22 protein-coding genes are annotated in these 25,190 nt (G+C 62.7%); 7 read left to right on the forward strand and 15 right to left on the reverse strand.

What is annotated here, in order from left to right:
* Window positions 1-327: 327 nt before the first annotated feature.
* The gene (locus tag ASD99_RS17230; RefSeq protein WP_056588068.1) at window positions 328-933 is read right to left on the reverse strand and encodes a TetR/AcrR family transcriptional regulator; all 606 of its coding nucleotides are present in this window, start codon (window positions 931-933) and stop codon (window positions 328-330) included.
* A 103-nt stretch (window positions 934-1,036) separates the two neighbouring features.
* Here ASD99_RS17230 and ASD99_RS17235 point away from each other — a divergent pair, with 103 nt between their 5' ends.
* The gene (locus tag ASD99_RS17235) at window positions 1,037-1,948 is read left to right on the forward strand and encodes an alpha/beta fold hydrolase (protein WP_056588071.1); all 912 of its coding nucleotides are present in this window, start codon (window positions 1,037-1,039) and stop codon (window positions 1,946-1,948) included.
* Window positions 1,949-2,091: 143 nt separating this feature from the next.
* On the opposite strand, the gene ASD99_RS17240 is transcribed toward ASD99_RS17235, so the two are convergent.
* From ASD99_RS17240 to ASD99_RS17260, 5 genes are all read right to left on the reverse strand, one after another.
* Entirely contained in the window at window positions 2,092-2,922 is an 831-nt protein-coding gene (locus tag ASD99_RS17240) for a dipeptide ABC transporter ATP-binding protein (RefSeq protein ID WP_056588074.1), read from the reverse strand.
* Complete coding sequence (locus ASD99_RS17245) at window positions 2,919-3,776, reverse strand: ABC transporter ATP-binding protein (RefSeq protein ID WP_056588077.1); 858 nt, start codon at window positions 3,774-3,776, stop codon at window positions 2,919-2,921. The genes ASD99_RS17240 and ASD99_RS17245 overlap by 4 nt, the downstream gene beginning before the upstream one ends.
* A 2-nt stretch (window positions 3,777-3,778) precedes the next feature.
* Entirely contained in the window at window positions 3,779-4,633 is an 855-nt protein-coding gene (locus ASD99_RS17250; protein ID WP_244482870.1) for an ABC transporter permease subunit, read from the reverse strand.
* Window positions 4,634-4,703: 70 nt separating this feature from the next.
* Window positions 4,704-5,711 carry an ABC transporter permease subunit gene (locus tag ASD99_RS17255; protein WP_056588083.1) on the reverse strand — a complete coding sequence of 336 codons (1,008 nt, stop codon included), beginning with the start codon at window positions 5,709-5,711 and terminating at the stop codon, window positions 4,704-4,706.
* 50 nt (window positions 5,712-5,761) lie between these two features.
* Complete coding sequence (locus ASD99_RS17260; RefSeq protein WP_056588086.1) at window positions 5,762-7,354, reverse strand: ABC transporter substrate-binding protein; 1,593 nt, start codon at window positions 7,352-7,354, stop codon at window positions 5,762-5,764.
* Window positions 7,355-7,810: 456 nt separating this feature from the next.
* Between ASD99_RS17260 and ASD99_RS17265 the strand changes: the two genes are divergently transcribed.
* Window positions 7,811-9,811, forward strand: coding sequence for a long-chain fatty acid--CoA ligase (locus ASD99_RS17265; RefSeq protein ID WP_056588089.1), 2,001 nt, complete (start codon window positions 7,811-7,813; stop codon window positions 9,809-9,811).
* Window positions 9,808-10,521: a class I SAM-dependent methyltransferase gene (locus tag ASD99_RS17270; protein ID WP_057144376.1), complete on the forward strand. Its 714-nt coding sequence runs from the start codon at window positions 9,808-9,810 to the stop codon at window positions 10,519-10,521. Before ASD99_RS17265 ends, ASD99_RS17270 begins: the two co-directional genes overlap by 4 nt.
* A 26-nt stretch (window positions 10,522-10,547) precedes the next feature.
* Here the strand turns inward: ASD99_RS17270 and ASD99_RS17275 are convergent, their stop codons facing one another.
* Together ASD99_RS17275 and pgi are read right to left on the reverse strand one after the other, a co-directional pair.
* Window positions 10,548-11,270: an HAD family hydrolase gene (locus ASD99_RS17275; protein WP_057144408.1), complete on the reverse strand. Its 723-nt coding sequence runs from the start codon at window positions 11,268-11,270 to the stop codon at window positions 10,548-10,550.
* Window positions 11,271-11,275: 5 nt separating this feature from the next.
* A complete protein-coding gene (pgi, locus tag ASD99_RS17280; protein WP_057144377.1) occupies window positions 11,276-12,919 on the reverse strand; it encodes a glucose-6-phosphate isomerase in 1,644 nt (547 codons plus the stop codon).
* A 277-nt stretch (window positions 12,920-13,196) separates the two neighbouring features.
* Between pgi and ASD99_RS17285 the strand changes: the two genes are divergently transcribed.
* Entirely contained in the window at window positions 13,197-14,690 is a 1,494-nt protein-coding gene (locus ASD99_RS17285) for a PLP-dependent aminotransferase family protein (protein WP_056588101.1), read from the forward strand.
* A 190-nt stretch (window positions 14,691-14,880) separates the two neighbouring features.
* Entirely contained in the window at window positions 14,881-16,467 is a 1,587-nt protein-coding gene (locus tag ASD99_RS17290) for a trimethylamine methyltransferase family protein (protein ID WP_057144378.1), read from the forward strand.
* A gap of 19 nt (window positions 16,468-16,486) precedes the next feature.
* Here the strand turns inward: ASD99_RS17290 and ASD99_RS17295 are convergent, their stop codons facing one another.
* The 5 genes from ASD99_RS17295 to ASD99_RS17315 form a co-directional block, all read right to left on the reverse strand.
* Window positions 16,487-16,885, reverse strand: coding sequence for a hypothetical protein (locus tag ASD99_RS17295; protein WP_082583321.1), 399 nt, complete (start codon window positions 16,883-16,885; stop codon window positions 16,487-16,489).
* Between the two features lie 81 nt (window positions 16,886-16,966).
* Window positions 16,967-17,350 carry a VOC family protein gene (locus ASD99_RS17300; RefSeq protein WP_057144380.1) on the reverse strand — a complete coding sequence of 128 codons (384 nt, stop codon included), beginning with the start codon at window positions 17,348-17,350 and terminating at the stop codon, window positions 16,967-16,969.
* Between the two features lie 27 nt (window positions 17,351-17,377).
* Entirely contained in the window at window positions 17,378-18,769 is a 1,392-nt protein-coding gene (chrA, locus tag ASD99_RS17305; RefSeq protein WP_056588113.1) for a chromate efflux transporter, read from the reverse strand.
* A complete protein-coding gene (locus ASD99_RS17310) occupies window positions 18,766-19,584 on the reverse strand; it encodes a chromate resistance protein ChrB domain-containing protein (protein WP_056588116.1) in 819 nt (272 codons plus the stop codon). Before ASD99_RS17310 ends, chrA begins: the two co-directional genes overlap by 4 nt.
* 214 nt (window positions 19,585-19,798) lie before the next feature.
* Window positions 19,799-21,604 carry an IlvD/Edd family dehydratase gene (locus tag ASD99_RS17315; protein WP_056588119.1) on the reverse strand — a complete coding sequence of 602 codons (1,806 nt, stop codon included), beginning with the start codon at window positions 21,602-21,604 and terminating at the stop codon, window positions 19,799-19,801.
* A 146-nt stretch (window positions 21,605-21,750) separates the two neighbouring features.
* Here ASD99_RS17315 and ASD99_RS17320 point away from each other — a divergent pair, with 146 nt between their 5' ends.
* Complete coding sequence (locus tag ASD99_RS17320; RefSeq protein ID WP_056588123.1) at window positions 21,751-22,200, forward strand: SRPBCC family protein; 450 nt, start codon at window positions 21,751-21,753, stop codon at window positions 22,198-22,200.
* 176 nt (window positions 22,201-22,376) lie between these two features.
* Here ASD99_RS17320 and ASD99_RS17325 read toward each other — a convergent pair whose 3' ends face one another.
* Entirely contained in the window at window positions 22,377-23,546 is a 1,170-nt protein-coding gene (locus tag ASD99_RS17325; RefSeq protein ID WP_056588126.1) for an Mrp/NBP35 family ATP-binding protein, read from the reverse strand.
* A gap of 250 nt (window positions 23,547-23,796) precedes the next feature.
* Here ASD99_RS17325 and ASD99_RS17330 point away from each other — a divergent pair, with 250 nt between their 5' ends.
* Entirely contained in the window at window positions 23,797-24,174 is a 378-nt protein-coding gene (locus tag ASD99_RS17330; RefSeq protein ID WP_057144381.1) for a VOC family protein, read from the forward strand.
* Window positions 24,175-24,185: 11 nt separating this feature from the next.
* Here the strand turns inward: ASD99_RS17330 and ASD99_RS17335 are convergent, their stop codons facing one another.
* Window positions 24,186-25,190, reverse strand: coding sequence for an inorganic phosphate transporter (locus ASD99_RS17335; RefSeq protein WP_056588127.1), 1,005 nt, complete (start codon window positions 25,188-25,190; stop codon window positions 24,186-24,188).

Below are 25,190 nucleotides of genomic sequence, written 5' to 3' on the forward strand. Positions count from 1 at the left end.
CCTGCGCCGACCGCGAAGAGAAGCGAGTGACCCGCGGGGCGACACGGTCCGAAAAAAACGCAACAGGAGCTTGACCTCAACAACCCCAATCAGAGAAGCTTGCTAGAGCGAGATGCAGTCAAGTTGAACCGGCGTGGGCTCCATCTACTTTTTAGCCGCATTTGTGCGACACCAAGTTATTCCACCTAGCGGGAAAACGCTCCAAGTCAAAACTCGATCGGCTGGCAGCCGCAAATGGCTGGTCAGAAGTGGACGTTAGGACCGCGGCAGAAGATGCCATTCGGATATGCATTTCGGAACGGTGGGAACGGGGCCGACAACGAACTGTCAGCATTTATCGGCAGAATGGCTAATGGCCGGCCAGGCTCTCATCGCGACATCAGCGATGCGGTGGAGTTCGTCTGGCTGGGCTCCGCTCGCGGCCTCGACAGCGATCCCGCGCAGGATTGCAACCAGGTATCCTGAGAGGGCAGCTGTATCGGCGTCCTTGCCAACGTCACCGTCCATCTGAGCACGTTCGAGACGTTTAGCTATCTGGTTTCTAAGTTGTCCGCGTCGAAGATTTGTCTCCTTGCGGGCCGACACGCTGTCGTCGCTCCCTATCAGGGCACCATGCACCATAAGGCAACCTGGCGGATTTCCCGTGTCGGAGTGGAACGCGCATGCGCCATATATCAGCCCCTCAGCAAGCGCGCGTGCAGTTGGCGCGTCCAAGGCATTCTGGATGAAATGCGACGTCTCGCGGTCATAGCGGTCGAGCACCTTCAGGAATAACTCTTCCTTGTTGCCGAACGCCGCGTAGAGGCTGGGGCGCGTGATGCCTAGCTCTTCTGTAAGGTCAGTCAGCGACGTGCCCTCGTAGCCCTTGCGCCAGAAAAGCCGCATCGCCTGCACGAGTGCTTTCTCGGTATCGAACTCTCTCGGCCTGCCCATAGTCACTCACTCTCTTTATTGTACCGACTGGTATATTATCGCTTGACGCGTGAATCGATCCGCCTTTTATATACCAATCGGTAGACAATGGGGAAGTGAAGCGATGTCGAAGCTGTTGATCTTTTGTACTGCGCTGTTGCTGGCCACGCAGGCCGCCAGCGCCAACGTTAAACCGTTTCCGGCCAGCTTCGAGACGCGCGAGGTCAAGACGGACGGTGTGACGATCCACGTGCGCGTAGGCGGTTCCGGTCCTGCGGTACTAATGCTGCACGGGTACGGTGAGACGGGAGACATGTGGGAACCGCTCGCCGTTGAAATGGCAAAGGATCACATGGTCATCGTGCCGGATCTACGTGGCATGGGTCTGTCGTCCCACCCTGAGACTGGCTACGACAAGAAAACTCAGGCTGCCGACATGGAAGCAGTCCTGCGCAGCCTAAATATCCAAAGCATCGATCTCGTCACGCATGACATTGGCAATATGGTGGGTTTTGCCTTTGCTGCCCAGCATCGGGATCAGGTGTCTAAATTTGTGCTGATCGACGCCCCTGTTCCCGGCGTCGGCCCTTGGGAAGAAATACTCAAGAACCCGCTTCTCTGGCATTTCAGGTTCGGTGGACCGGATATGGAGCGGCTCGTGGCAGGTCGGGAGCGGATCTATCTCGACCGATTTTGGAACGAGTTTTCTGCCGATCCATCACATTTCGACGAAGCGTCCCGCGAGCACTATGCCGCTCTCTACGCTTTGCCGGGCGCGATGCACTCCGGCTTCGCGCAGTTCGCAGCCTTCGACCAGGACGCGCTCGATAACAAGGCGTTCCTGGAAACGTCAGGAAAGCTGAAGATGCCCTTGCTGGCGGTCGGAGGAGAAAAGTCGTTCGGTACCCAAATGGCGACGGTGATGCGCTTCGCAGCAGACAACGTTACCGAGAGCGTCATTCCCGGTTCGGGACATTGGATCATGGAGGAGAATCCGGCCGCCACGGTGAAAGTAGTCACTGATTTCCTCAGATAAACGCGATCGGTTTGCTATCCGCTTTCAGGCATCGCGCAAACAGAGTCTGGTGGCCGGCTTGGGCGCAAAGCTGCCGTCCACTTCGCGGCAGACGTAAGTCGTCTTCGGGTAAACTCAGTCGCTCAGAGTAATTGGGTTTTGACTCAGGCGGCCTTCTTCTTCGCCAGTCTCGCCCTGATCGAGGCGACGTCGGCACGCGGCGTCGCGGCGAACAGTGTCCTGGTGTAGCTGTGCTTGGGGTCGGCAAAGACCTCGTCGCGCGAGCCGTATTCGACCGCTTCGCCGAAATACATCACCATCACATCGTCGGCGATGTAGCGCACGACGGACAGGTCATGGCTGATGAAGACATAGGTCAGCTGGAACTCGTCCTGCAGGTCGGCGAGCAGGTTGAGCACCTGCGCCTGCACCGACAGGTCGAGCGCGGAGACCGGCTCGTCCAGCACCAGCAGGCTTGGGTTGAGCATCAGCGCGCGGGCAATGGCGATGCGCTGGCGCTGGCCGCCCGAGAACATATGCGGATAGCGGTTGTAGTGCTCCTGGCCGAGGCCGACCTTCTTCAGCATCTTCATCGCCAGGTCGCGCCGTTCGGCCGCCGACTTGTCGGTGTTGATCAGCAACGGCTCGCCCAGCACGTCGCCGATCTTCTGGCGCGGATTGAGCGACCCATAGGGATTCTGGAAGACAATCTGCACCTTGCGGCGCATCTCCTTCGTCAACCCATTCCTGGCGATGTCGACCTTGTTGCCGTCGATGAACAGCTCGCCCGCAGTCGCCGGATCGATCAACGTGATGATGCGGGCGAGCGTTGACTTGCCGCAGCCGCTTTCGCCGACGATGGCCAGCGTCTTGCCCTTGTCCACCTTGAAGGATACGCCCTTGACCGCATGCACGGTGCGCGGTCCGGTGAACAGGCCGCCGCCAATGTGATAGTCGCGGACGATGTTCTTGCCTTCGAGAACCGTGGTGCTCATGAGGCGGCTCCCGCGGCAGAGGGGGCCGGCTCGAACATCATGTCGGACACGGTCGGCAGCCGGTCGCCGACGGCGTTTTCCGGCAGCGCCGACAACAGCGCACGCGTGTAGTTGCTCTTCGGCGATTCAAACAGCGACAGCACGTCGGCCTCTTCCATCTTGCGGCCCTTGTACTGGACGATGACGCGGTCGGCGGTCTCGGCCACCACGCCCATATTGTGGGTGATCATGATCAGGCCCATGCCGTATTTGGCCTGCAGCGAAACCAGGAGATCGAGGATCTGCTTCTGGATGGTGACGTCGAGCGCAGTGGTCGGCTCGTCGGCGATGAGCAGTTTCGGATTGCAGGCAATGGCGATGGCGATCATGACGCGCTGGCACTGGCCGCCGGACATCTGGTGCGGAAACGAGCTCAGCCGTTCTTCCGGGTCGGCGATGCCGACCAGCTTCATCAATTCGATGGCCCGCGCACGGCGCTGGGCGCGATCCATGCCCATGTGGAAGCGCAGCACCTCTTCGATCTGGAAGCCGACGGTGAAGCACGGGTTGAGGCTGGCGATCGGCTCCTGGAAGATCATCGAGATGTCCTTGCCGACGATCTTGCGGCGTTCGGACGGGCTGAGCTCCAGGAGATCGACGCCGTCGAAGGCCATGCGGTCTGCCTTGACCGTTGCCGTGTTGGGCAACAGGCCCATCACCGCCAGCATCGCCACCGACTTGCCGGAACCGGACTCGCCGACGATCGCCAGCACTTCGCGCGGCTCGATCGACAGGTCGATGCCTTGCACGGCCATGAACGGTCCGGCCGCGGTGTCGAAGGAAACGGTGAGGTTCTTGATCTCGAGCAGAGGCATGCTCACGACCTCTTCAGCTTGGGGTCGAGCGCGTCGCGCAGGCCGTCGCCGATCAAATTGATGGCGAAGACGGTGATCAGGATGGCGAGGCCGGGGAAGGTCACCACCCACCAGGCGCGCAGGATGAACTCGCGCGCTTCGGCTAGCATGGTGCCCCATTCCGGCGTCGGCGGCTGCGCGCCCATGCCGAGGAAGCCGAGGGCGGCCGCCTCGAGAATGGCGTTGGAGAAGGATAGCGTCGCCTGCACGATCAGCGGCGCGATGCAGTTGGGCAGGATGGTGACCAGCATCAGCCTCAGATGGCTGGCGCCGGCGACCTTGGCGGAGACGACGTATTCGCGGGTCTTCTCGGCCATCACGGCGGCACGGGTGAGCCGGGCGAAATGCGGCTGCAGCACGAAGGCGATGGCGATCATGGCGTTGACGAGGCCGGGGCCGAGCACAGCGACCAGCACCAGCGCCAGCAGCAGCGACGGGAAGGCCAGGATGATGTCCATGATGCGCATGATCAGCGTGTCGACCCAGCCGCGGCAGTAACCGGCGAGCAGACCCAGGATGACGCCGGAGATCAGTGCGGTGGTGACGACGACGAAACCGATGGCAAGCGAGAAGCGCGAGCCATAGATCAGCCGCGACAGCATATCGCGACCGACCGCGTCGGTGCCGAGCAGGAACTGCGCGTTGCCGCCCTCCTGCCAGGCTGGTGGTGTCAGGAAGAAGTCGCGGAACTGATCGTCCGGCGAATGCGGCGCCAGCAGCGGTGCGAAGATGGCGATCAGGATCAGCAGCGCAAAGACGAAGAGCCCGATCACCGCGCCCTTGTTGACGGAGAAGTAGTGCCAGAACTCGCCGAACATCTGCAGCCTCGCGTCCTGCTGCTTGACGACGGTCGCGGCTTCGATGGTGGCTGGGCCTTCGTTGCTCATGTCAGTTGGCCCGGATGCGTGGGTTGATGACGGCGTAGAGCACGTCGACGATCAGGTTCACCGACATGACGATCAATGCGATCAAAAGCAACCCGCCCTGCACGGTGAAATAGTCGCGCTTGGAAATGGCGTCGATCATCCATTTGCCGATGCCGGGCCAGGAGAAGATGCTCTCGGTCAGGATGGCGCCGGTCAAAAGCGTGCCGACCTGCAGGCCGATGGTGGTGACGACCGGGATCAGCGCATTGCGGAAGGCATGCAGGCCAACGACCCGGAACGGGGTCAGGCCCTTGGCGCGCGCGGTGCGCACATAGTCTTCGCCGAGCACCTCGAGCATGGCCGAACGCGTCTGCCTGGCGATGACAGCCAGCGGTATGGTGCCGAGCACGATGGTTGGAAGGATGAGGTGCGACAGCGCCGAACGGAAGGCACCCTTCTGTCCGGAGATCAGGGAATCGATGGTCATGAAGCCGGTCACCGGCTTGAAGAAGTAGAGAAGGTCGATGCGGCCGGAAACCGGCGTCCAGTGCAGCGTGCCGGAGAACACGATGATCAGCAGCAGACCCCACCAGAAAATCGGCATGGAATAGCCTGCCAGCGCCGTGCCCATGGTCAGCTGATCGAACCAGGAGCCACGGCGTATGGCGGCGAAGATACCGGCGGCGACACCCAGGAGGACGGCAAAGATCATGGCGCAGATGGCGAGCTCGACCGTTGCCGGAAAGCGCACCAGGAAGTCCTTGAGCACCGGCGTCTTGGTGGAAAACGAGGTGCCGAAATCGCCGCTGAGGATGTTGGTCAAGTAGGTCAAATATTGTTGCCAGATCGGCAGGTCGAAACCGAACTGGTGCATCAGCGCCGTGTGACGTTCGGGCGACAGGCCGCGTTCGCCCGCAAGCACCAGCACCGGATCACCGGGCAGGATGCGCACGAAGCCAAAGGCGAGGATGGTTATCCCGATGAAGGTCGGGATGATGAGGGCGAGCTTGCCGAGGATATAACGCAGCATGGCGGGCGATTGGGGGCGTCACCCTGCGGTGACGTCCCCGTTTCGCAACCTTATTCGGCGATATCGACGCCGTCGAAGCGATGGATACCGAGCGGATCCATCGCAAAGCCGGTGACGGTCTTCTGCATCGGCATGAACACCTTGGAGTGAGCGAGCGTCGCCCAGGGTGCCTGTTCCTTGAAGATGACCTGTGCCTGTTCATAGAGCTTGGTGCGCTCGGCCTGATCCGAAACGGTCTTGGCCTTGTTGATGAGCGCGTCGAAGTCCTTGTTGCACCATTCCGCGCGGTTGTTCGACCCGACGGAAGCGCAGCTCAGGAGCACGCCGAGAAAGTTGTCCGGATCGCCATTGTCGCCGGTCCAGCCGACGATGACGGCGCCGTCGTGATCGACCGCGGAAGCACGCTTGAGGTATTCACCCCAATCGTAGCTGACGATGTTGACGGTGACGCCGACCTTGGCGAAGTCCGCCTGGATCAGTTCGGCGGTGCGGCGCGCGTTCGGCATGTACGGACGCGATACCGGCATGGCCCAGACGTTCATCTTGAGGTCCTTGACGCCGGCCTCTTCAAGCAGCTTCTTGGACGCATCCGGATCGTACGGATCGTCCTTCACTTCCTTGTTGTAGGACCACATGGTCGGCGGGATCGGATTGATCGCCACCTGGCCGGCACCCTGGAAGACGGCGTCGATGATGGCCTTCTTGTTGATGGCCATGTTGAGCGCCTTGCGGACGCGCACGTCGTCGAACGGCTTCTGCTGCGTGTTGTACATCAGCGCGCCGACATTGAGGCCTTCCTGCTCGTCGACCTTCAGGCTCGCTTCAGCCTGCAGGCCGGCGATGTCGGCCGGTGCCGGGTATGACATGATGTTGCATTCGCCAGCCTTGAGCTTCTGCGCGCGCACCGCCGGATCGGTGGTGATGGCGAAGACCAGATCGTCGATCTTCTGCTTGCCGCCCCAATAGTCCGGGTTGGCCTTGTAGCGGATGGCCGCGTCGGTCTGGTAGTCGACGAAGATGAATGGGCCGGTGCCGATCGGCTTCTGGTTGAACAGTTCAGGTGTCTTGTCCGCCTGCAGCTTGTCGGCATATTCCTTGGAGACGACCGAGGCGAAGTCCATGCCCAGCGTCGGAATGAAGGTGATTGCCGGTTCCTTGAGGGTGAACTTCACCGTCAGGTCATCGACCTTCTCGACCTTGGTGATGTTGTCGCCGAACTGGTCATTGTAATACTGGTAGGCAATGCCTGGGATGTACTGGAACCACGGGCCGTTCTTGTCGACCTGACGTTCGAATGAGAACACCACGTCGTCGGCGTTGAAGTCGCGCGTCGGGGTGAAATAGTCGGTGGCGGCGAACTTGACGCCCTTGCGCAGCTTGAAGACATATTCCTTGCCATCGTCGGAGATCGTCCAGCTTTCAGCCAGGCCCGGCGAGGTCGTTGTTTTGCCGTGATCGAATTCGACAAGGCGGTTGAAGACGGTGCGCGACGACGCGTCGAACGTCTGGCCTGCGGTATACGGCGCCGGGTCGAAACCCTCCGGCGAAGCTTCCGCGCAATAGACCAGAGTTTTCGCGTTGGCCACGCCGCCCAGGACGCTTGCAGCCAGCAACGCGGCTGCAAAAGTCAGTTTCTTCTTCATTGAGCACTCCCTGATGTTCTTCCAAGCCCCTCTATCAGGCTCGCGAAGCGCGCATATAAGCACCGTTTTTCCGGCTTTGGAACACCCCGTTTGCTTACCCCGCGGGAAGCAGGAAAAAAATCCGCGATTTTGCAAAAAGGCAGAAAAAATTAGCAGTTTTTTCCATTCACAAGATTATTAACGACCGCATTTTTTTATTGATCGCCGATCTGTCGATATCGATGCCGCGCGCGCTTTCCGGGCGGCCGAGGGTGCAGCGGGACACCGGTTGGAAGTGTCGGAGGCGGGAAAGATTTTCGACAGCAAATCTTTCGCCGCCTTGCCGCAAGGGCAAGACTTGCACGGTCACCAATGGAGGCAATACATAGAAGACATAGCGGCAGCAGCGGAGGACGTCTCTGTCAACTCAGAGGCGAGCGCAACGCGGACCAACAAGAATTGTCGAGGGAGGAACGGGTGGCAAAAGCATCAAGGACGCCGGTGCCGGTGAAAGCGGGAGCCAAGGCGGCTCCCAAAGCCGCTGCTGCCACGGTCAAGCCGAAAGCGCCAGTTGCCAAAGCCGCTGCGGCCAAGCCGAAGGCGGCCACCGTGCCGGTAAAGGCAAGCGCAAAGCCGGCGGCCAAAGCCCCGGCCAAGGCTGCTGCCGGAAAGACGGCGTCCACGACAAAGCCTGCCGCCGTCAAGCCGGCGGCGAAGGCAGCAGCGACAAAGGCTCCACCGGCAGCGAAGCCTGCCGAGGCTGCCGCCAAACGATTGCCGAAAGCGCTGACGGCGCTGGCGGCGGGCCTGCCGGAAAAGCCGTGGCTCAAGAGCTATCCGAAAAACGTGCCGGCCGAAATCGGTCCCTTGCCCTATAGCTCGATCGGCGATTTCCTGGTTGGCGCCTGCAAGCAATTTTCCGCGCAGCCGGCCTTCACCTGCATGGACAAGTCCATCAGCTACACCGATGTCGAGCGGCTGTCGGCGGCCTTCGGCGCCTACCTGCAATCGAAAGGCCTTCAGAAAGGCGCGCGCGTCGCTCTGATGATGCCGAACGTGCTGCAATATCCGGTAGCGATGATGGCCGTCTTGCGCGCCGGTTATGTCGTGGTGAACATCAATCCGCTCTACACGCCGCGCGAGCTCGAACACCAGCTGAAGGACTCCGGTGCGCAAGCCATCGTCATCCTGGAGAACTTTGCCAACACCTTGGAGGCGGTGATCGCCAGGACGGCGGTCAAGAATGTGGTGGTCGCCGCGATGGGCGACATGCTCGGCGGCCTGAAAGGCACCATCGTCAATTTCGTCGTGCGCCGCGTGAAGAAGATGGTGCCGGCCTGGTCGCTGCCCGGCCATATCAAGTTCAACGCCGCCGTGAAGGCCGGTGCCGGCGCGACCTTCAAGCCGGCCAAGGTGTCAGCCGACGATGTCGCCTTCCTGCAATACACCGGCGGCACCACGGGCGTCTCGAAAGGCGCCACGCTGCTGCACCGCAACGTGCTCGCCAATGTCGTGCAGAACGCGCAGTGGATGGAGGACGCCTATACGTTCAAGCCGAAACCGGCGCACCCCAACTTCATCTGCGCGTTGCCGCTCTATCATATCTTCGCGCTGACGGTGAACGCGTTGATGGGCATGCAGCAGGGCGCTCGCAATGTGCTCATTCCCAACCCGCGCGACATTCCCGGCTTCGTCAAGGAACTGCAGAAATATCCAGTGCACATCTTTCCGGGCCTCAACACGCTGTTCAACGCGCTGCTCAACAATGAGGATTTCCGCAAGCTCGACTTCAAGCCGCTGGTGCTGACGCTGGGCGGCGGCATGGCGGTGCAGAAGGGCGTCGCCGAACGCTGGAAGACGCTGACCGGCTGCCCAGTCACCGAAGGCTACGGCCTCTCGGAAACCTCGCCGGTGGCCACCGCCAACAAATTCACCCCCGGCGATTTCACCGGCACGATCGGCCTGCCGCTGCCCTCGACGGAGATCGCCATCCGCGACGACGACGGCAACAACCTGCCGCTCGGCGAGGTCGGCGAAATCTGCATCCGGGGACCGCAAGTGATGGCGGGCTACTGGAACCGGCCGGATGAAACCGCCAGGGTGATGACCAAGGACGGCTACTTCAAATCCGGCGACATGGGCTTCATGGACGAGCGCGGCTACACCAAGATCGTCGACCGCAAGAAGGATATGATCCTGGTCTCGGGCTTCAACGTCTATCCGAACGAGCTCGAGGAAGTCGTGGCGATGCATCCTGGCGTGCTCGAAGTGGCGGCGATCGGCGTGCCGGACGAGCATTCGGGCGAGGTCCCGAAACTGTTCGTAGTCAAGAAGGATCCGGCGCTGACGGCTGAGACGCTGACCGCCTATTGCCGCGAGAACCTGACCGGCTACAAGCGGCCCAAATACATCGAATTCCGCACCGAGCTGCCGAAGACGCCGGTCGGCAAGATCCTGCGGCGAGCGCTGCGCGAATGACGGCAGCCGACGGCCCGCAGGCCGTACACGCACATTGTCGTCCTGATCCGACAGAATTCATCAGGGCGAACATGCGCCTCGCCCCGGCGCCGTCGCTCCCCGAGATCCGGCTATACACGCCGCATCCGGCCAGCGGCTTGAGGCGGCTTATCGATCCGCGCCAATACGCCGACGATGAGATGGACGATGATGGACCTGAGCCGCAGCCGCCTTACTGGGCCTATGTGTGGGCCGGCGGCGCGGTGCTTGCGCGCCACATCCTGGATCACCCGCAAACGGTGGCCGGTCGCCGCGTGCTCGACCTTGGCGCCGGTTCCGGCCTTGTCGGCATTGCCGCCGCCAAGGCTGGGGCGCGCGAAGTCATCGCCGCCGAGATCGACCGCAACGGCGTTGCCGCTCTCGCTCTCAACGCGGCGGCCAACGGCGTCGCCATCACCGTGATCGGAGACGATATCACCAGGGGTTCACCACCCGCGGTCGACCTCGTGCTTGCCGGCGATGTCTTCTATGGACAGGACGTCGCCGAGCGCGTCATGCCTTTTCTCGAACGCTGCCTGAAAGCCGACATCGAGGTCCTGGTCGGCGACCCCGGCCGCGCCTATCTGCCACGATCACGGCTGCGCTTGCTCGCCGAATACAAGGTGCCGGATTTCGGCCAGGCGAAAGACAGCGCGCTGGAGCCGAGCGGTGTCTTTCGTTTCGAAGGCTGACGAGGCGCCCGCATCTACCGACGAGATCAGATCGTCTCCTTGACCCGTGCCGAGAGGAAGTCGGGCAGATCGGCGACCGAATCAAGAACAACGTCGGCGATGCCGGCCAGCGATTCGCGGTTGCCGGTGCCGGAGAGCACGCCAACCGCCAGCCCACAGCCGCCGGCCCGCGCCATTTCGAGGTCGTGGCGGTTGTCTCCGACCATGGCAATCTCCGCCGGTCTAAGGCCGGTGAGGTCGCTGAAGGCCAGGATCGTGTCGGGCGCAGGCTTCGGATTGGCCACCGCGTCGTAGCCATAGGCAGCGTCGAACAGCTGGGCCACGCCAAGCGTGACCAGCGTCTTTTCCGCGCCGCTGGTGGAATCGTTGGTGGCGACGCCAAGCCGGTAGGACTTCCTGTGCAACGCTGTCAGCGTGTCGACGATGCCGGGCAGCGCCACCGCCATCGCCGAGCCCTGCATCGAGGTGATCTCATTGAAGCGGGCAACCGCAAGCATCTGATCCTCTTCGGACAGGCGCGGGAACCACAATTCGACGACGTCGAGATTGGTGCCGGACGCGAAGATGGAATCCGGCTTGAAACGCTTGTTGGCGAAATCGAAGCCGGCAGCCGCCAGCAACCTGTCGGCTTTCCAGCGGTCGCCTTCGGACGCATCCATGGCCATGAAATCGGCAATGCCGAGCCAGGTCGCGTTGAAGTCGACAAGTGTCCCGTCCTTGTCGAACAATATTCCCTTGATGTCTGCCAAGCTTTTCACTCCGAGCCACGCAAATGGTGGATGAATCCCACAAGACCAGCGGTCGATGAATCCCGGTTGGCGGCACTTTCCTTGCCCTCCACGACAGGCAAAAGGCCGGTGGCCAGTTCCTTGCCGAGCTCGACGCCCCATTGGTCGAAGGAGTTGATGTTGAAAAGCGTGCCCTCGACGAAGACGCGGTGCTCGTAGAGCGCGATCAGCCGGCCGAAGGTGCGCGGGTCGAGTTTGCGGTAGAGGATGGTCACCGAGGGCCGGTTGCCGGAGAAGACGCGGTGTGGGGCTATTTTGTCGACCGCGGCCGGCTTCATGCCCTTGGCCAGCATCTGGGCGCGCGCCTCCTCCAGCGTGCGGCCCTTCATCAGCGCTTCCGACTGCGCCAGGCAGTTGGCGAGCAGCAGATCATGCTGGTGCTTGAGATCGGGCTCGTGGCCGACGGCCGCGGCGAGGAACTCGACCGGAATGAAATCGGTGCCCTGGTGCAGCAGCTGGAAGAAGGCATGCTGGCCGTTGGTGCCGGGCTCGCCCCAGACCAGCGGTCCGGTCGGCGTCGCCGCAGCCGTGCCTTCGAGGGTGACGCTCTTGCCGTTCGATTCCATGTCGAGTTGCTGCAGATAGGCAGGCAGCCTGGACAGGCGCTGGTCATAAGGGATGACGGCGCGCGCTGGATACCCGCAGATCACGCGATGCCACCAGCCGACCAGCCCCAGCAGCGCCGGCAGGTTCTCCTTTACGGGCGCGGTGCGGAAATGCTCGTCCATCTCGTGCGCACCATCGAGGAAAGCACGAAAATTCCTCGGGCCGATGGCGATCATCACCGGCAAGCCGATCGCGCCCCAGACCGAATAGCGCCCGCCGACCCAGTCCCAGAAACCGAAGACGCGATCCCGCTCAATGCCGAACTTCGCCACCAGGTCGAGCGCGGTCGAGACAGCGGCGAAATGCTTGCCGACCGCTTCCTTGCCGAGCGCCTTCTGCACCCAGTCACGCGCCGTCTGCGCATTGGTCATCGTCTCGACGGTGGTGAAGGTCTTGGAGGCGATGATGAAAAGCGTGGTTTCGGCGGACAGCCCCTTCAGCGTGTCGTGGATATGGGCGCCGTCGATGTTGGAGACGTAATGCGCGCGCGGCCCGTCATGATAGGGCGCCAGCGCCAGTGTCGCCATGGCCGGGCCGAGATCGGAACCGCCGATGCCGATGTTGACGATGTCGGTGATCTTTTTGCCGGTGGCGCCAGCCGCCTTGCCGGAACGCACGGCATCTGCAAAGGCACCCATGGCATCGAGCACGGCAATAACGTCCGCCTTGACGTCCTGGCCATCGACGGTGACGCCCTTGCCGGTCAGGTTGCGCAGTGCCGTGTGCAGCACGGCGCGGTCCTCGGTGACATTGATCTTCTTGCCGGCGAACATGGCGGCGCGGCGGCCTTCGAGATCGGCCGCCTCGGCGAGCTTTTCCAGCAGATCCATGGTGGTCGTGTCGACCGCGCATTTCGACCAGTCGAGCAGAAGGTCACCGTCGGTGGCGGAGAATGTCACGAATCGCTTGGGATCGGCGGCGAAGGCCTGGCGCATGCTGGCGGGCGCCGCGGCGCGATGATCGCGCAACGCGGCGAGCTGATTTTGAAAGGACGATTGATCCACTGCCGAACTCCGAAACCTCGAGCCATCATTACGGACCGGATGTTTCCGGCGCGTGTCGTCGCGACAATCTATTGAGCCGAATTCCACTCGTTTCAATGCGCAGCGATGACGCATGGAGTCACGCAGCTATGCCGCAGCGCAGCATCAAAATGGCGTGAAGGATCACTGGCATAAATCCCAACGATCAGAAAAATTGATTGGCGCAACCCCTTGTGCCACGGTTACGTTCGGCTGGTCCAGCCAAGCGAAAAAGGCTGGCCATCGAGGAACATCTTCCATGCCACAGCGTAACGACACGGCCATATGGTCCGGCCTGTTCCGGATTTCGGCGGAATCGGGCCAGACCCTGCAGGCGCAGATCCGCCAAGCCATCGTGGCCGCCATTCTCGACCGCCAGATCGCCGCTTCGATGCCGCTTCCTTCCTGCAGGATCCTGGCCGAGAAACTCGGCGTTGCGCGCGGAACCGTCGTGCTGGCCTTCCAGCAGCTTGTCGACCAGGGTTTCCTGGTGGCACGCGAGCGGCGTGGCCATTTCGTCAATCCCGATGTGCTGGCGACGCCGGCCAAGCCGCACCAGAAGGCACCCGACCAGGCCAATGAGATCGACTGGAAGGCACGCCGCAAGATCGCCGCCAGCGACATGCCGCCGCCGGCCAAGCACGAGAACTGGATCAAGTCGTCCTACCCCTTCGTCTACGGCCAGTTCGATCCGGCGCTGTTCCCGACCGCCGAGTGGCGCGAGTGCAACCGCATGGCACTTGCCGTGCTCGAGATCCGCAACTGGGCGTCCGACATGGTTGACCGCGACGATCCGTTGCTGATCGAGCAGATCCAGGCGCGGCTGTTGCCGCGGCGCGGGATCTTCGCCAATCCCGACGAGATCATCGTCACGCTGGGTGCCCAGAATGCGCTCTATATGCTGGCGACGCTGCTGATGGCCAAGGGCTCGAAGGTGGCGATGGAGGACCCCGGCTACCCCGACGCCCGCTCGATCTTCCGCCTTGCCGGCGCCGAGATACAGCCGGTGCCGGTCGACCAGTCCGGCATCGTAACCGCTTCTATTCCCAACGATTCCGGTTTCGTCTTCGTCACGCCCAGCCACCATTGCCCGACCATGGTGCCGTTGTCGGCGGAACGGCGGCAGGATCTTCTAGCGCGGGCCAACCGCTACAACCAGATCATCATCGAGGACGGTTATGACAGCCAGCTTCTCGACGAAGCACCGCAGCAGGCGTTGAAGAGCCTCGATCGTTCCGGCCGCGTCGTCTATGTCGGCTCGATGTCGAAGACGCTGGCTCCGGGCCTGCGGCTCGGCTACATCGTCGCTTCCGCTGGCCTAATCTCCGAACTCAGGGCGTTGCGCCGCTTCATGCTGCGTCATCCGCCGGCCAACAACCAGCGCGCCGTCGCGCTGTTCCTGTCGCTCGGCCATCACGAGGCGCTGGTGCGGCGGCTGTCGTCGGCCTTCGACGAGCGGCGCAAGCGGCTGGTCCATGCGATTTCCGCTTTCCTGCCGGAATGGCGCTCGACCGATTCGGCCGGCGGCACGTCGCTGTGGCTCGAAGGGCCGCGCGGCACCGATGCGCGCGGCCTGGCCGAGGCAGCAGCCTCGCGCAGCGTCATCATCGAACCGGGCGACCGTTTCTTCGATCGCACTGAAAAACCTTCGCGTTTCATGCGGCTGGGCATCTCGTCGATCGCGCTGCAGCACATCGAGCCAGGCATCCGCGAACTGGCTACCGCAGCCGGACGCAGGCCCGCGGCTGCCTGATCCATCGCCTTCCCCTTGGACGAGCCGCGCGAGCGTGGCTCCGTCCTTTAGCCCTCTGGCATATGCAACCGGACCGGCTGGCCCCTAGGCTGTGCCAATGCCGGCGGCATAGTCGGGGGCATAAGGGGAAGAAGCAGCCGATGGTGGACCAACCGCCGCGCTCTGCTTCTCAGAAAGGCGGAGTGTCTCCATGTCGGCTCTTGAAAAGCAGGAAGCGGCGGCGGATCAGCGTTCGCGCCGCTCCGGCGGGCGCGAAGCGCGCCGCGCCATGCGGGCAGCCCCATTGGCCGACGACATCAAGCCGGTGCGTGCCGGCCTCGAAGGCGGCAGCTATGGACCGCTGACCCGGAACGACCAGGAACGCATCCACGAAGCGGTGCTGACGCTCCTGGAAACGGTTGGCTTTGCCAATGCCATTCCCTCCTGCATCGAAGCCTTGACCGAGGCCGGCGCCAGCTATGGCGACGATGGCCGCATCCGCTTCCCCCGCGCGCTCGTGCTCGACACGATCAAGAAGGCGGCGCGGCATTTCACCCTGCACGGCCAGGATCCCAAGCACGACATGCTGATCAAGGGCAAGCGCGTGCACTACGGCACGGCGGGTGCCGCCGTGCATCTGGTCGATGTCGAAAAGCGCGAATATCGCGAGTCGCTGCTGCAAGACATCTATGACGCTGCCCGCCTCGTCGAAGGGCTAGACAACATCCATTTCTTCCAGCGGCCGATGGTGCCGCGCGACATTCCCGATCCGCTCGAAATGGACTTCAACACGCTCTATGCCTGCGTGATGGGCACGTCCAAGCATGTCGGCACCTCGTTCACCGTGCGCGAGAACGTGCAGCCGGCGCTCGAAATGCTCTATGCGATCGCCGGCGGCGAGGAGAATTTCCGCGCCCGGCCGTTCGTGTCGAATTCCAACTGCTTCGTCGTGCCGCCGATGAAGTTCGCCGAGGACGCCTGCGGCGTGCTCGAGGCCTGCGTCGAGGGCGGCATCCCGATCCTCCTGCTTTCGGCCGGCCAGGCAGGCGCCACGGCGCCGGCGGCGATTGCCGGTGCCGTGGTGCAGGCAGTGGCCGAAGTGCTGGCCGGTCTGGTCTATGTCAACGCCATCAAGCCGGGCCATCCGGCGATCTTCGGCACCTGGCCTTTCGTTTCGGATCTGCGCACCGGCGCCATGTCTGGCGGTTCGGCCGAGCAGGCAGTGCTGACCGCGGCCTGCGCGCAGATGGCGCAATTCTACGATCTGCCGGGCGGCTCTGCCGCGGGCATGACGGATTCGAAACTGCCCGACATCCAGTCCGGCTACGAAAAGGGCATCACCGATGTGATGGCCGGCCTCGCCGGGCTCAATCTTGTCTATGAGTCGGCCGGCATGCATGCCTCGCTGCTCGGCTTCTGCCTGGAAAGCCTGATCATCGACAACGACATGCTCGGCCACTGCCTGCGCTGCGTGCGCGGCATCGAGGTGACGGACGAGGCGCTGTCGATCGACACCATCGCCGATGTCTGCCTGAAGGGTCCGGGACACTATCTCGGCAATGAACAGACGCTGCGGCTGATGCAGACGGAGTATTTTTATCCCGCCGTCGGCGACCGCTTTTCGCCCAAGGAATGGAACGAAAAGGGCCGACCCGACATCTTGCAGCGGGCAATCATCGAGAAGAAACGCGTGCTTGCCGAGCGCTTTCCGCGCCATGTGCCGAAGCTGATCGACGACAGACTGCGCGCCCGCTTTGGCGAGATGATCAAGCTGACTCGCGGCAGCATGGGCGGATAAGGAACGCTCGCCGGCACAGTTATTCGGCGCTCAGCCCGTAGCGCTCCACGACCTCGGCATTGATCAGTTTGGCGTGCAGCGCCATCAGCACGATTTGCGCATCGAAACTGTCGCCGGCCTGCACCGCGGCCTCGATCCGGCGCTCTACGTCCTGACGCTGCTGCAAGCCATGGGAGCTTTCGAAGGTTTCGGGCCCGGCGATGCAATAGCTGAACAGCCGCGCCACCTCTGCATAGGCTGGGGTGGGCGGCTCGTCGGACCAGTGATCCTTCATCAGATTGACGATGGTGAGTTTCACCCCCTCCGGCACGAGGGCGGGGTGAAGGTCGGCGCCACGCAATGCAGCGTCGAGCTGTCTCAAGTCGCCCGAGCGGCCGAACATTCCAAGGAAGCCGAGGGAAGAGCGCCGTCCCGCCATGATGTTCCGATCCGTTCGACCCAATTGGTGCGTGTCGCCCAAAAGTGGCACCGGTTTCGAGGCCGCGACATGCAAAAAGTCCTACCTGCGCGCCGACTCGAACAGCTCCACCAGATTACCGGAAGGATCCTGCAACAGGATCTGGCTGCCGCCCATGCCCTTGACGATATCGTTCCTGAAACTTTGACCCGCATGCCTCAGGGCGGCAACGAGAGCTTCCAGGTCCTTGACCTCGATCTGGATGCGGTTCCAGCCGCCGGGCTCAGGCCGACTCCCGTCGGGCATCGGTTGCGATGCGCCGCCCGGTCCCCCCACCGCGTTGAGCAGGAGCCGCAGATTGCCCTTCGCCAGCATGGCAAAGGACGGCGCCGGATGCAGCGCGACGGCGAAGCCGAGATGTCCGCTGTAGAAAGCTATGGCCTCGTCGACGTCATTCACGATGTAGCGGACACTTACAGTTTCCATTGTCTCCTCCCGTACTGTCCCACGCCACTACCAACTTACCGCCAACAGCAAGACACCGGCCAGGGCGGACGCGCCAAGCGTCGGCAGCATGCCGATTTTCAGTTTCAGGATGGCGATCATGGCGACCACGGAAAGCAGCGCTGCGCGCCAGTCGATCGACGAAAGCACCGGCACGTTCATGCCGAGGCCTAGGTTGCGGACCTGATGGAAAATGACGTGCAAGGCAAACCACAGGGCCAGATTCATGATCACCCCGACAACGGCGGCGGTGATCGCGCCCAGCGCGGCCGACAATGCCTTGTTGCCGCGCAGGGCCTCGATATAGGGCGCGCCGAGGAATATCCAGAAGAAGCAGGGCGTGAAGGTCACCCACAGAGTGAGCAACGCCCCCAGCGATCCGGCAAGCAACGGGTCCAGCGACCCGGCGTGGCGGAACGCGGCGATGAAGCCGACGAACTGCAACACCAGGATGAGCGGACCTGGCGTCGTTTCGGCAAGCCCAAGACCATCGACCATTTCACCAGGCGCCAGCCAGCCGAAGGACTGGACGGCTGCCTGTGCGACATAGGCGAGGACAGCATAGGCGCCACCGAAAGTGACGACCGCCATGATACTGAAGAACCGGCCTATCTCGGTCCAGACGCTTGCGGAGCCGGTGAACCACCAGATCGCAAGAACAGGCCCGAGCCAGAGCGGCAGCCAGATGGCGACGGTGCGCGGCGCGTGCCACTTGGTCGGTTTGACGTGGGCGAGCTCGCCACGTTCGAACATCAGGTCGACCGCTCCCTTGAAGTCTGCAACATCGTCCTTGCCACGTGCGGAGCCGGAAAACAGGGCCGGAGCAACGCGGTCTCCCATCCATCCGGTCAGGCCGGCGAGCAGGACGATGAGTGGGAACGGCACATTCAACGCATAGATGGCGATGAAAGCCGCGACCGCGATCGATACCATGACGCGGTTCTTCAGGGCGCGCCGTCCGATCCGGATTACCGCCTCGATGACAATGGCAAGCACCGCCGCCTTCACCCCGAAAAACAGCGCCGCGACGAGCGGCATGTCGCCATAGAGCACGTAGAGGCTGCTCAAGGCGAGCATGACGAGCGCGCCTGGTACGACGAACAGGATGCCTGCGACAAGGCCGCCGATCGTCCTGTGCAGCAGCCAGCCGATATAGATGGCGAGTTGCTGGGCTTCCGGGCCAGGCAGCAGCATGCAGTAGTTTAGCGCATGCAGGAAACGCTGCTCGCCGATCCAGCGCCGATCCTCGACCAGTTCCTTGTGCATCAAGGCGATCTGCCCGGCCGGCCCGCCGAAACTGAGCAGTCCGATCTTCGCCCAGACTTTCGTGGCTTCGGTGAAGGTCGGTGCAGCCGGCGCCTCGACGCTCGTCACCTTATCTGCCGGGACGAGAGCGCTCATATCGGTTTGCTCGCGGCCGGCCAGTTGTGCGTTTCTTCCGTGGCGTCGCGACACCAGCGGAAGAACGCGTCGTAGAGCAGCATGCCCGCTTCCAGTTGTTCCAGATCGTCGCGAAACATACGCGACAGGCCGAGCGAGGCAGCCAGAAAGCCGGCCGCCTGGGGCACCAGGTCGAGGCTTGCGGTGTCGGCCGCGCGCACGATTGCGGCGAGGCGATCGAGCGCCTCGGATTCCAACCCGAACTCCTCGATCATCGTGTCGAAGGTGCAGCGTTCGCCGCGATGGCTCCAGAACACATTGTCGATGTCGAAAGGCACGGCCTGAAAGCGGTCGGCCACGTCAGGCACTTCGGCCGTCTCGACAAACAGGAAGATCGCGTGAGGATCGATGAAACGCCTGATCAGCCAGGGGCAAGCGATGCGGTCGACCTTCGGGCGTGCTCGCGTCACCCAGACGGTGGCGCCCTTTTCATTGCGTGGCGGCACCTTGGCGGTGCGGACCAAAAGTGCCCCGGCATCGCGCCAGGCCTCAAACCCGCCTTCAAGGGATTCGGCGGCAATCCCCTCATGGCGCAGCCATGCGGCTACCCCTTGCGAGAGTTTTCGCCCTTTCTGGCAAACGACCGCCACCGGCTTGCCGGCGAATGCGACGGCCCAGGTCGAAACGGTTTTGAAATCGCGCCGGCACGAGGCCGGCAACAGGCGCGGATCGGCGTCGAAATCGTCATCGATGCGAACATCGATGACCACCGGCGCACCCGGCAGGCCGATCAGACGGGATAGTTGCGATACAGTGATAGCGGTTGTTGACGGCATGGCGTCCACCTCCTGGAAGAGAAGCTTGGACGCGAACGTTGGGCTGACGCCTCACGGGGTCGTCGCGATGCACCCCTTGTGTTGATGGTGGATTTGTTGGGCGCGCTTGTCAAGGATGGTGACCGTTCTCGACCTCCCGGCCGGGGAAGCAACACGCTGAACGGAAAAACGGCCGGCGGCCTGATTGATCAAGCCGCCAGCCGCCGATCCAGAATCAGTGATTGTCCCTGGGGACACCGCTGGTGTGCGCGACATCCTGGTATTTCACCGCCGGCTTCAGAACCATTCCCTCCGAGAACTGCGCGACCATGCCGCGCTGTATCTCCTGCCAGGGCGTCTGGTGCTTGGGATATTGATAGCCGCCATTGTTCTGCAGCTCGGCACGGCGCCGGGTGATCTCGTCGTCGGTGACGAGGATATCGGCCGTGCCCTTGCGCAGGTCGATGCGGACACGGTCGCCGGTCTTGAGCAGTGCTAGTCCACCGCCGATCGCGGCTTCCGGTGAGGCGTTGAGGATCGACGGCGAACCCGACGTGCCCGACTGGCGGCCGTCGCCTATGCAGGCGAGCGCATGGATGCCTTTCTTGATGAGGTAGGCCGGCGGCTGCATGTTGACGACCTCGGCACCGCCGGGATAGCCGATCGGACCGGCGCCGCGCATGAACAGGATGGTGTGTTCGTCGATGCCTTGCGCCGGATCGTCGATGCGGGCGTGGTAATCCTCCGGCCCATCGAAAACCATGGCGTTGCCTTCGAAAGCCTCTGGATCCTTGGGATTGGACAAATAGCGCTCGCGGAATTCCGGCGATATGCCGCTGGTCTTCATGATCGCAGAATCGAACAGATTGCCCCTGAGGTTGATGAAGCCGGCATTGGCCTTCAGCGGCTTGGCGACAGAGCGGATGACGTCGGGGTTTTCGTTGGTGACGCCCTCGCTATTCTCACCGATCGACTTGCCGTTGACGGTGCGTGCGCCGGGATGCGGCAACAGCCCGCCCTTCATCAGTTCGGCAACGACCGCCGGCACGCCGCCGGCACGATGGTAGTCCTCGCCGAGATATTCGCCCGTCGGCTGCAAATTGACCAGCAACGGCACATTGAGGCCGACCGTCTGCCAGTCGTCATTGTCAAGCTTGACTCCAAGGTGGCGGGCGATGGCATTGAGATGGATAGGCGCATTGGTCGAGCCGCCAATGGCCGAATTGACGACGATGGCATTCTCGAAAGCCTCTCTCGTCATGATGTCGGACGGCTTCAAATCCTCATGCACCATCTCGACGATGCGTTTTCCCGTCTCATAGGAAATCTGGCCGCGCTCGCGGTAGGGCGCGGGAATGGCGGCAGAACCCGGCAACTGCATGCCGAGCGCCTCGGCCAGCGAGTTCATCGTGGTGGCGGTGCCCATGGTGTTGCAATAGCCGGTGGACGGCGCCGATGAGGCGACGATGTCCATGAATTCGTCATAGCCGATCTCGCCGGCCGAAAGCCGCTGGCGCGATTCCCAGACGATGGTGCCGGAGCCGGTGCGCTTGCCCTTGTGCCAGCCATTGAGCATCGGGCCGACCGACAGGGCGATCGCCGGGATGTTGACGGTGGCCGCAGCCATCAGCAGGGCCGGCGTGGTCTTGTCGCAACCGATGGTCAGCACGACGCCGTCGAGCGGATAGCCGTAGAGCACCTCGACCAGGCTGAGATAGGCAAGGTTGCGGTCGAGTGCTGCGGTCGGGCGCTTGCCGGTCTCCTGGATCGGATGGCAGGGGAACTCGAAAGGGATGCCGCCCATCGAGACGATGCCTTCGCGGACGCGCTTGGCCAGTTCGATATGATGGCGGTTGCAAGGCGACAGATCGGAGCCGGTCTGGGCGATGCCAATCAGCGGCTTGCCGGACATCAGTTCGGCGCGCGTCAGGCCGTAATTGAGGTAGCGCTCGAGATAGAGCGCCGTCATGCCCGGATTGTCGGGATTGTCGAACCACTCTTGCGAGCGAAATTTTTTCTTAGTGGTGGGGGCGCCGGCCATGGTGGTCTCCGTATTTGTATGACAAATCGATATGACAACGCGCGAGTGCAAGCAAGAGGGCGCGCGGTCGCATCCGGACTTTGGTGCGATAGACATGCACCCAGCCGTGCGTTAGGGCTTCAGGTAGTCTTGTCCGGGAGGTTTTCATGGCTTTGGTGATCGAAGGCGAGGAACGCATTGCCGCACCGCTGCAAAAAGTGTGGGAAGCGCTGAACGATCCCGAGGTCTTGAAGGCGACCATTCCCGGCTGCCAGAGCCTGGAGATGAAGTCGCCGACCGAAATGGCGGCGACCGTGGTGGTGAAGATCGGGCCGATCAAGGCGACGTTCAACGGCGAGGTGACGCTGAAGAACCTGAAGCCGCCGCATTCCTACACCATCCAGGGTGAAGGCAAGGGGGGCATTGCCGGCTTCGCCAAGGGCGGCGCCGACGTGACGCTGACCGAAGATGGACCGGATACCACGGTGTTGAAATATGCCGCCAAGGCCGACGTCGGCGGCAAGATAGCCCAGCTTGGCAGCCGGCTGATCGAATCGACCTCGAAGAAACTGGCCGGACAGTTTTTTTCCAATTTCGGTGAGAAGGTCGGCGGTTAAGCCCTCCCCCTTGAGGGGAGGGTGCCTCGCGAAGCGAGGCGGGAGGGGTCGCCTCAGCTGCCTCAACCCCTGAGTTAAGCTGCCTCGACTTGCGAAGAAATAACTTAGGGCGCGTCACCGCGGACCCCACCCGGCCCTTCGGGCCACCCTCCCCTCAAAGGGGAGGGATATCCGCGCTACTCGAAGACGATACTCGGCACCGCGGCGGCAGCCGCACCACGCTCTTCATTGACCCGGTCCCAGACCTTCGAAGCGATGTCGCGGTAGATTTTTGCTTCGGGGCCGTCGGGCTTCGAGACGACAACCGGCGTGCCGGCGTCCGAACTTTCGCGAATGCCCATCTCGAGCGGCACCTCACCGAGGAAGGTGACGCCGAGACGCTCGGCCTCGCGGCGGGCGCCGCCGTGGCCAAAGATGTCGTAGCGCTTGCCGGTGTCCGGAGCGATGAAATAACTCATGTTCTCGACGATGCCGAGCAACGGCACGTCGACCTTCTTGAACATGTTGAGGCCTTTTCGCGCGTCGATCAGGGCCAGATCCTGCGGCGTCGAGACGATGACGGCACCCGCCAGCGGCACCTGCTGGGCCATGGTCAGCTGCGCGTCGCCGGTGCCGGGCGGCATGTCGACGACGAGCACGTCGAGCCGGCCCCACTCGACCTCGCGCAGCATCTGCGTCAGCGCCGACATCACCATCGGGCCGCGCCAGATCATCGGCGTTTCCTCATCGACGAGGAAGCCCATCGACATTACCTTCAGGCCGAAATTCTCCATCGGCTTCAAGATCTTGCCGTCGACGGTCTGCGGCCTGCCATGAATGTTGAGCAGCCGTGGCATCGATGGGCCGTAGATGTCGGCATCGAGCACGCCGACGCGCAGGCCGTTGGCGGCGAGGCCAAGCGCAATGTTGACGGCGGTGGTCGACTTGCCGACGCCGCCCTTGCCGGAGGCGACCGCGATGATCGCCTCGATGCCGGGTACGCCACGCTTGCCCGAACTGTGTGAAGCGGGAGCATGGGGAGCGGCACGTGGCGCGGCCGCGGGCGGAGCGGGCCTGGGAGCGGGACGCGCCGGAACCGGCGCTTCCATGCCGCCGCCCTTCTTTTCGGCCGTCAGCGCGACGACGGCGCCGGCGACGCCGGGGATCGCCTTGACGACGCGTTCGGCGGCGGCACGCAGCGGTTCCATTTCCTGGGCACGGGCGGCTGGAACGGTAATCGAGAAGAAGACCTTCCCGTCGGCGATGAAAATCTCCGAAACCATGCCGAGGTCGACAATGTTGCCGGTGAAATCCGGCCCGTTGACCGTCTTCAGACGCTCGGTGACGATTTCCTTGGTGACGGACATGGCAGTTTTTCCTTGCGCAGCTTGCGCCTGAGATAATGCAGTTTCCGGACAGAACCAAGCCGTGGAGCAATAGCTGCCTTGGCGTGCCCGGGAAAACGATGGGGCCTGTCGGATTTCATCGGCATCAAACGTCTTCCAGACGATCGAGTGCCGGTGCGGCCAGCAATCAGGCCAGCCGACACTCGTCAAACGATCGAGGAGACCTATTCAACGACCAGCACGGGACCGGCAATCAGAGAAGGAGGCGACCATGCTCGCAAACAGCAACGCAACGGCCAATCTGGCGGTAAAGGACCTGGCAAGGGCCAAGGCCTTCTATGAGGGAACACTTGGCCTGAAACAGGTGCACGATGAGGGCGGCGAACTGATCGTGTACAAAAGCGGCGATACCACCCTCAACATCTATCGTTCCCAATTTGCCGGAACCAACAAGGCAACGGCGGTGACCTGGATGGTTGGCGACGAGATCGGCAACATCGTCAAGGCGCTGAAGTCGAAGGGCGTCGCCTTCGAGCACTATGAGATGCCCGGCCTGACGCTGGAGGGCGACGTCCACGTCGGTTACGGCATGAAGGTCGCCTGGTTCAAGGATCCGGACGGCAACATCCTGAACCTTGTGGACAGGTAGATTTCTTCACCTCACCTCGCCAGGCCAATCGCGAGGTAGGTAAGCGCCGAAATCACGGCGGTGGCCGGCAAGGTGACAATCCAGGCGATGACGATGTTGCTCGCAATGCCCCAGCGCACGGCCGAGACGCGGCGGGCGGCGCCGACGCCGATGATTGCGCCGGTGATGGTGTGCGTGGTCGAAACGGGAACGCCGAGCCAGGTGGCGGCAAACAGGGTGATGGCCCCGCCGGTCTCGGCGCAAAAACCCTGCATCGGGTTCAGCCGGGTGATTTTCGAGCCCATGGTGTGGACGATGCGCCAGCCGCCGAACAAGGTGCCGAGCGCCAGCGCCGACTGACAGGTGAGGACGACCCAGAGCGGCACATAGAAAGTCGCGCCGAGCATGCCTTGCGAATAGAGCAGCACGGCGATGATGCCCATCGTCTTCTGGGCGTCATTGCCGCCGTGCCCAAGCGAATAGAGCGAGGCGGAAAAGAACTGCATGACGCGGAAGGTGCTGTCGACCGCAAACGGCGTCTGGCGCACGAAGAGCCAGGAAACGGCAAGGATCAGGACGAGCGCCAGGACAAAACCGGTCGCCGGCGACACGACGATCGCCGCAACCGTCTTGCCGAGCCCTGTCCAGACGATGGCGCCCATGCCTCCCTTGGCCACACCGGCGCCGACCAGGCCGCCGATCAACGCATGCGAGCTGCTCGACGGGATGCCGGCGATCCAGGTCACGATGTTCCAGACGATGGCGCCGACAAGGGCTGCAAAGATCACCGCCGGGGTGACGATGCTGACGTCGACGATGCCCTTGCCCACTGTCTCGGCAACGTGGAGACCGAAGAACATGAAGGCGATGAAATTGAAGAAAGCCGCCCATAGCACCGCATATTGCGGCCTCAGCACGCGAGTGGAGACGATAGTGGCGATGGAGTTGGCTGCGTCGTGCAGGCCGTTGAGAAAATCGAAGAACAGCGCGACGGCGACGAGGCCGACCAGCACGGGAAAGGCAATGGTGGCTTCCAT

Origin of the sequence: Mesorhizobium sp. Root695, assembly GCF_001428185.1 — a bacterium.
GTDB lineage: Bacteria > Pseudomonadota > Alphaproteobacteria > Rhizobiales > Rhizobiaceae > Mesorhizobium.

Coding starts and splice junctions, on each gene's coding strand:
- ASD99_RS17310 (WP_056588116.1), bottom strand. CDS start 19,584: ATGCCGTCAACAACCGCTATCACTGTATCGCAACTATCCCGTCTGATC.
- ASD99_RS17270 (WP_057144376.1), top strand. CDS start 9,808: ATGACGGCAGCCGACGGCCCGCAGGCCGTACACGCACATTGTCGTCCT.
- ASD99_RS17290 (WP_057144378.1), top strand. CDS start 14,881: ATGTCGGCTCTTGAAAAGCAGGAAGCGGCGGCGGATCAGCGTTCGCGC.
- ASD99_RS17235 (WP_056588071.1), top strand. CDS start 1,037: ATGTCGAAGCTGTTGATCTTTTGTACTGCGCTGTTGCTGGCCACGCAG.
- ASD99_RS17245 (WP_056588077.1), bottom strand. CDS start 3,776: ATGCCTCTGCTCGAGATCAAGAACCTCACCGTTTCCTTCGACACCGCG.
- ASD99_RS17285 (WP_056588101.1), top strand. CDS start 13,197: ATGCCACAGCGTAACGACACGGCCATATGGTCCGGCCTGTTCCGGATT.
- ASD99_RS17330 (WP_057144381.1), top strand. CDS start 23,797: ATGCTCGCAAACAGCAACGCAACGGCCAATCTGGCGGTAAAGGACCTG.
- ASD99_RS17320 (WP_056588123.1), top strand. CDS start 21,751: ATGGCTTTGGTGATCGAAGGCGAGGAACGCATTGCCGCACCGCTGCAA.
- ASD99_RS17250 (WP_244482870.1), bottom strand. CDS start 4,633: ATGTTCGGCGAGTTCTGGCACTACTTCTCCGTCAACAAGGGCGCGGTG.
- ASD99_RS17325 (WP_056588126.1), bottom strand. CDS start 23,546: ATGTCCGTCACCAAGGAAATCGTCACCGAGCGTCTGAAGACGGTCAAC.
- ASD99_RS17300 (WP_057144380.1), bottom strand. CDS start 17,350: ATGGAAACTGTAAGTGTCCGCTACATCGTGAATGACGTCGACGAGGCC.
- ASD99_RS17295 (WP_082583321.1), bottom strand. CDS start 16,885: ATGGCGGGACGGCGCTCTTCCCTCGGCTTCCTTGGAATGTTCGGCCGC.
- ASD99_RS17240 (WP_056588074.1), bottom strand. CDS start 2,922: ATGAGCACCACGGTTCTCGAAGGCAAGAACATCGTCCGCGACTATCAC.
- ASD99_RS17230 (WP_056588068.1), bottom strand. CDS start 933: ATGGGCAGGCCGAGAGAGTTCGATACCGAGAAAGCACTCGTGCAGGCG.
- ASD99_RS17315 (WP_056588119.1), bottom strand. CDS start 21,604: ATGGCCGGCGCCCCCACCACTAAGAAAAAATTTCGCTCGCAAGAGTGG.
- ASD99_RS17335 (WP_056588127.1), bottom strand. CDS start 25,190: ATGGAAGCCACCATTGCCTTTCCCGTGCTGGTCGGCCTCGTCGCCGTC.
- ASD99_RS17255 (WP_056588083.1), bottom strand. CDS start 5,711: ATGCTGCGTTATATCCTCGGCAAGCTCGCCCTCATCATCCCGACCTTC.
- chrA (WP_056588113.1), bottom strand. CDS start 18,769: ATGAGCGCTCTCGTCCCGGCAGATAAGGTGACGAGCGTCGAGGCGCCG.
- ASD99_RS17260 (WP_056588086.1), bottom strand. CDS start 7,354: ATGAAGAAGAAACTGACTTTTGCAGCCGCGTTGCTGGCTGCAAGCGTC.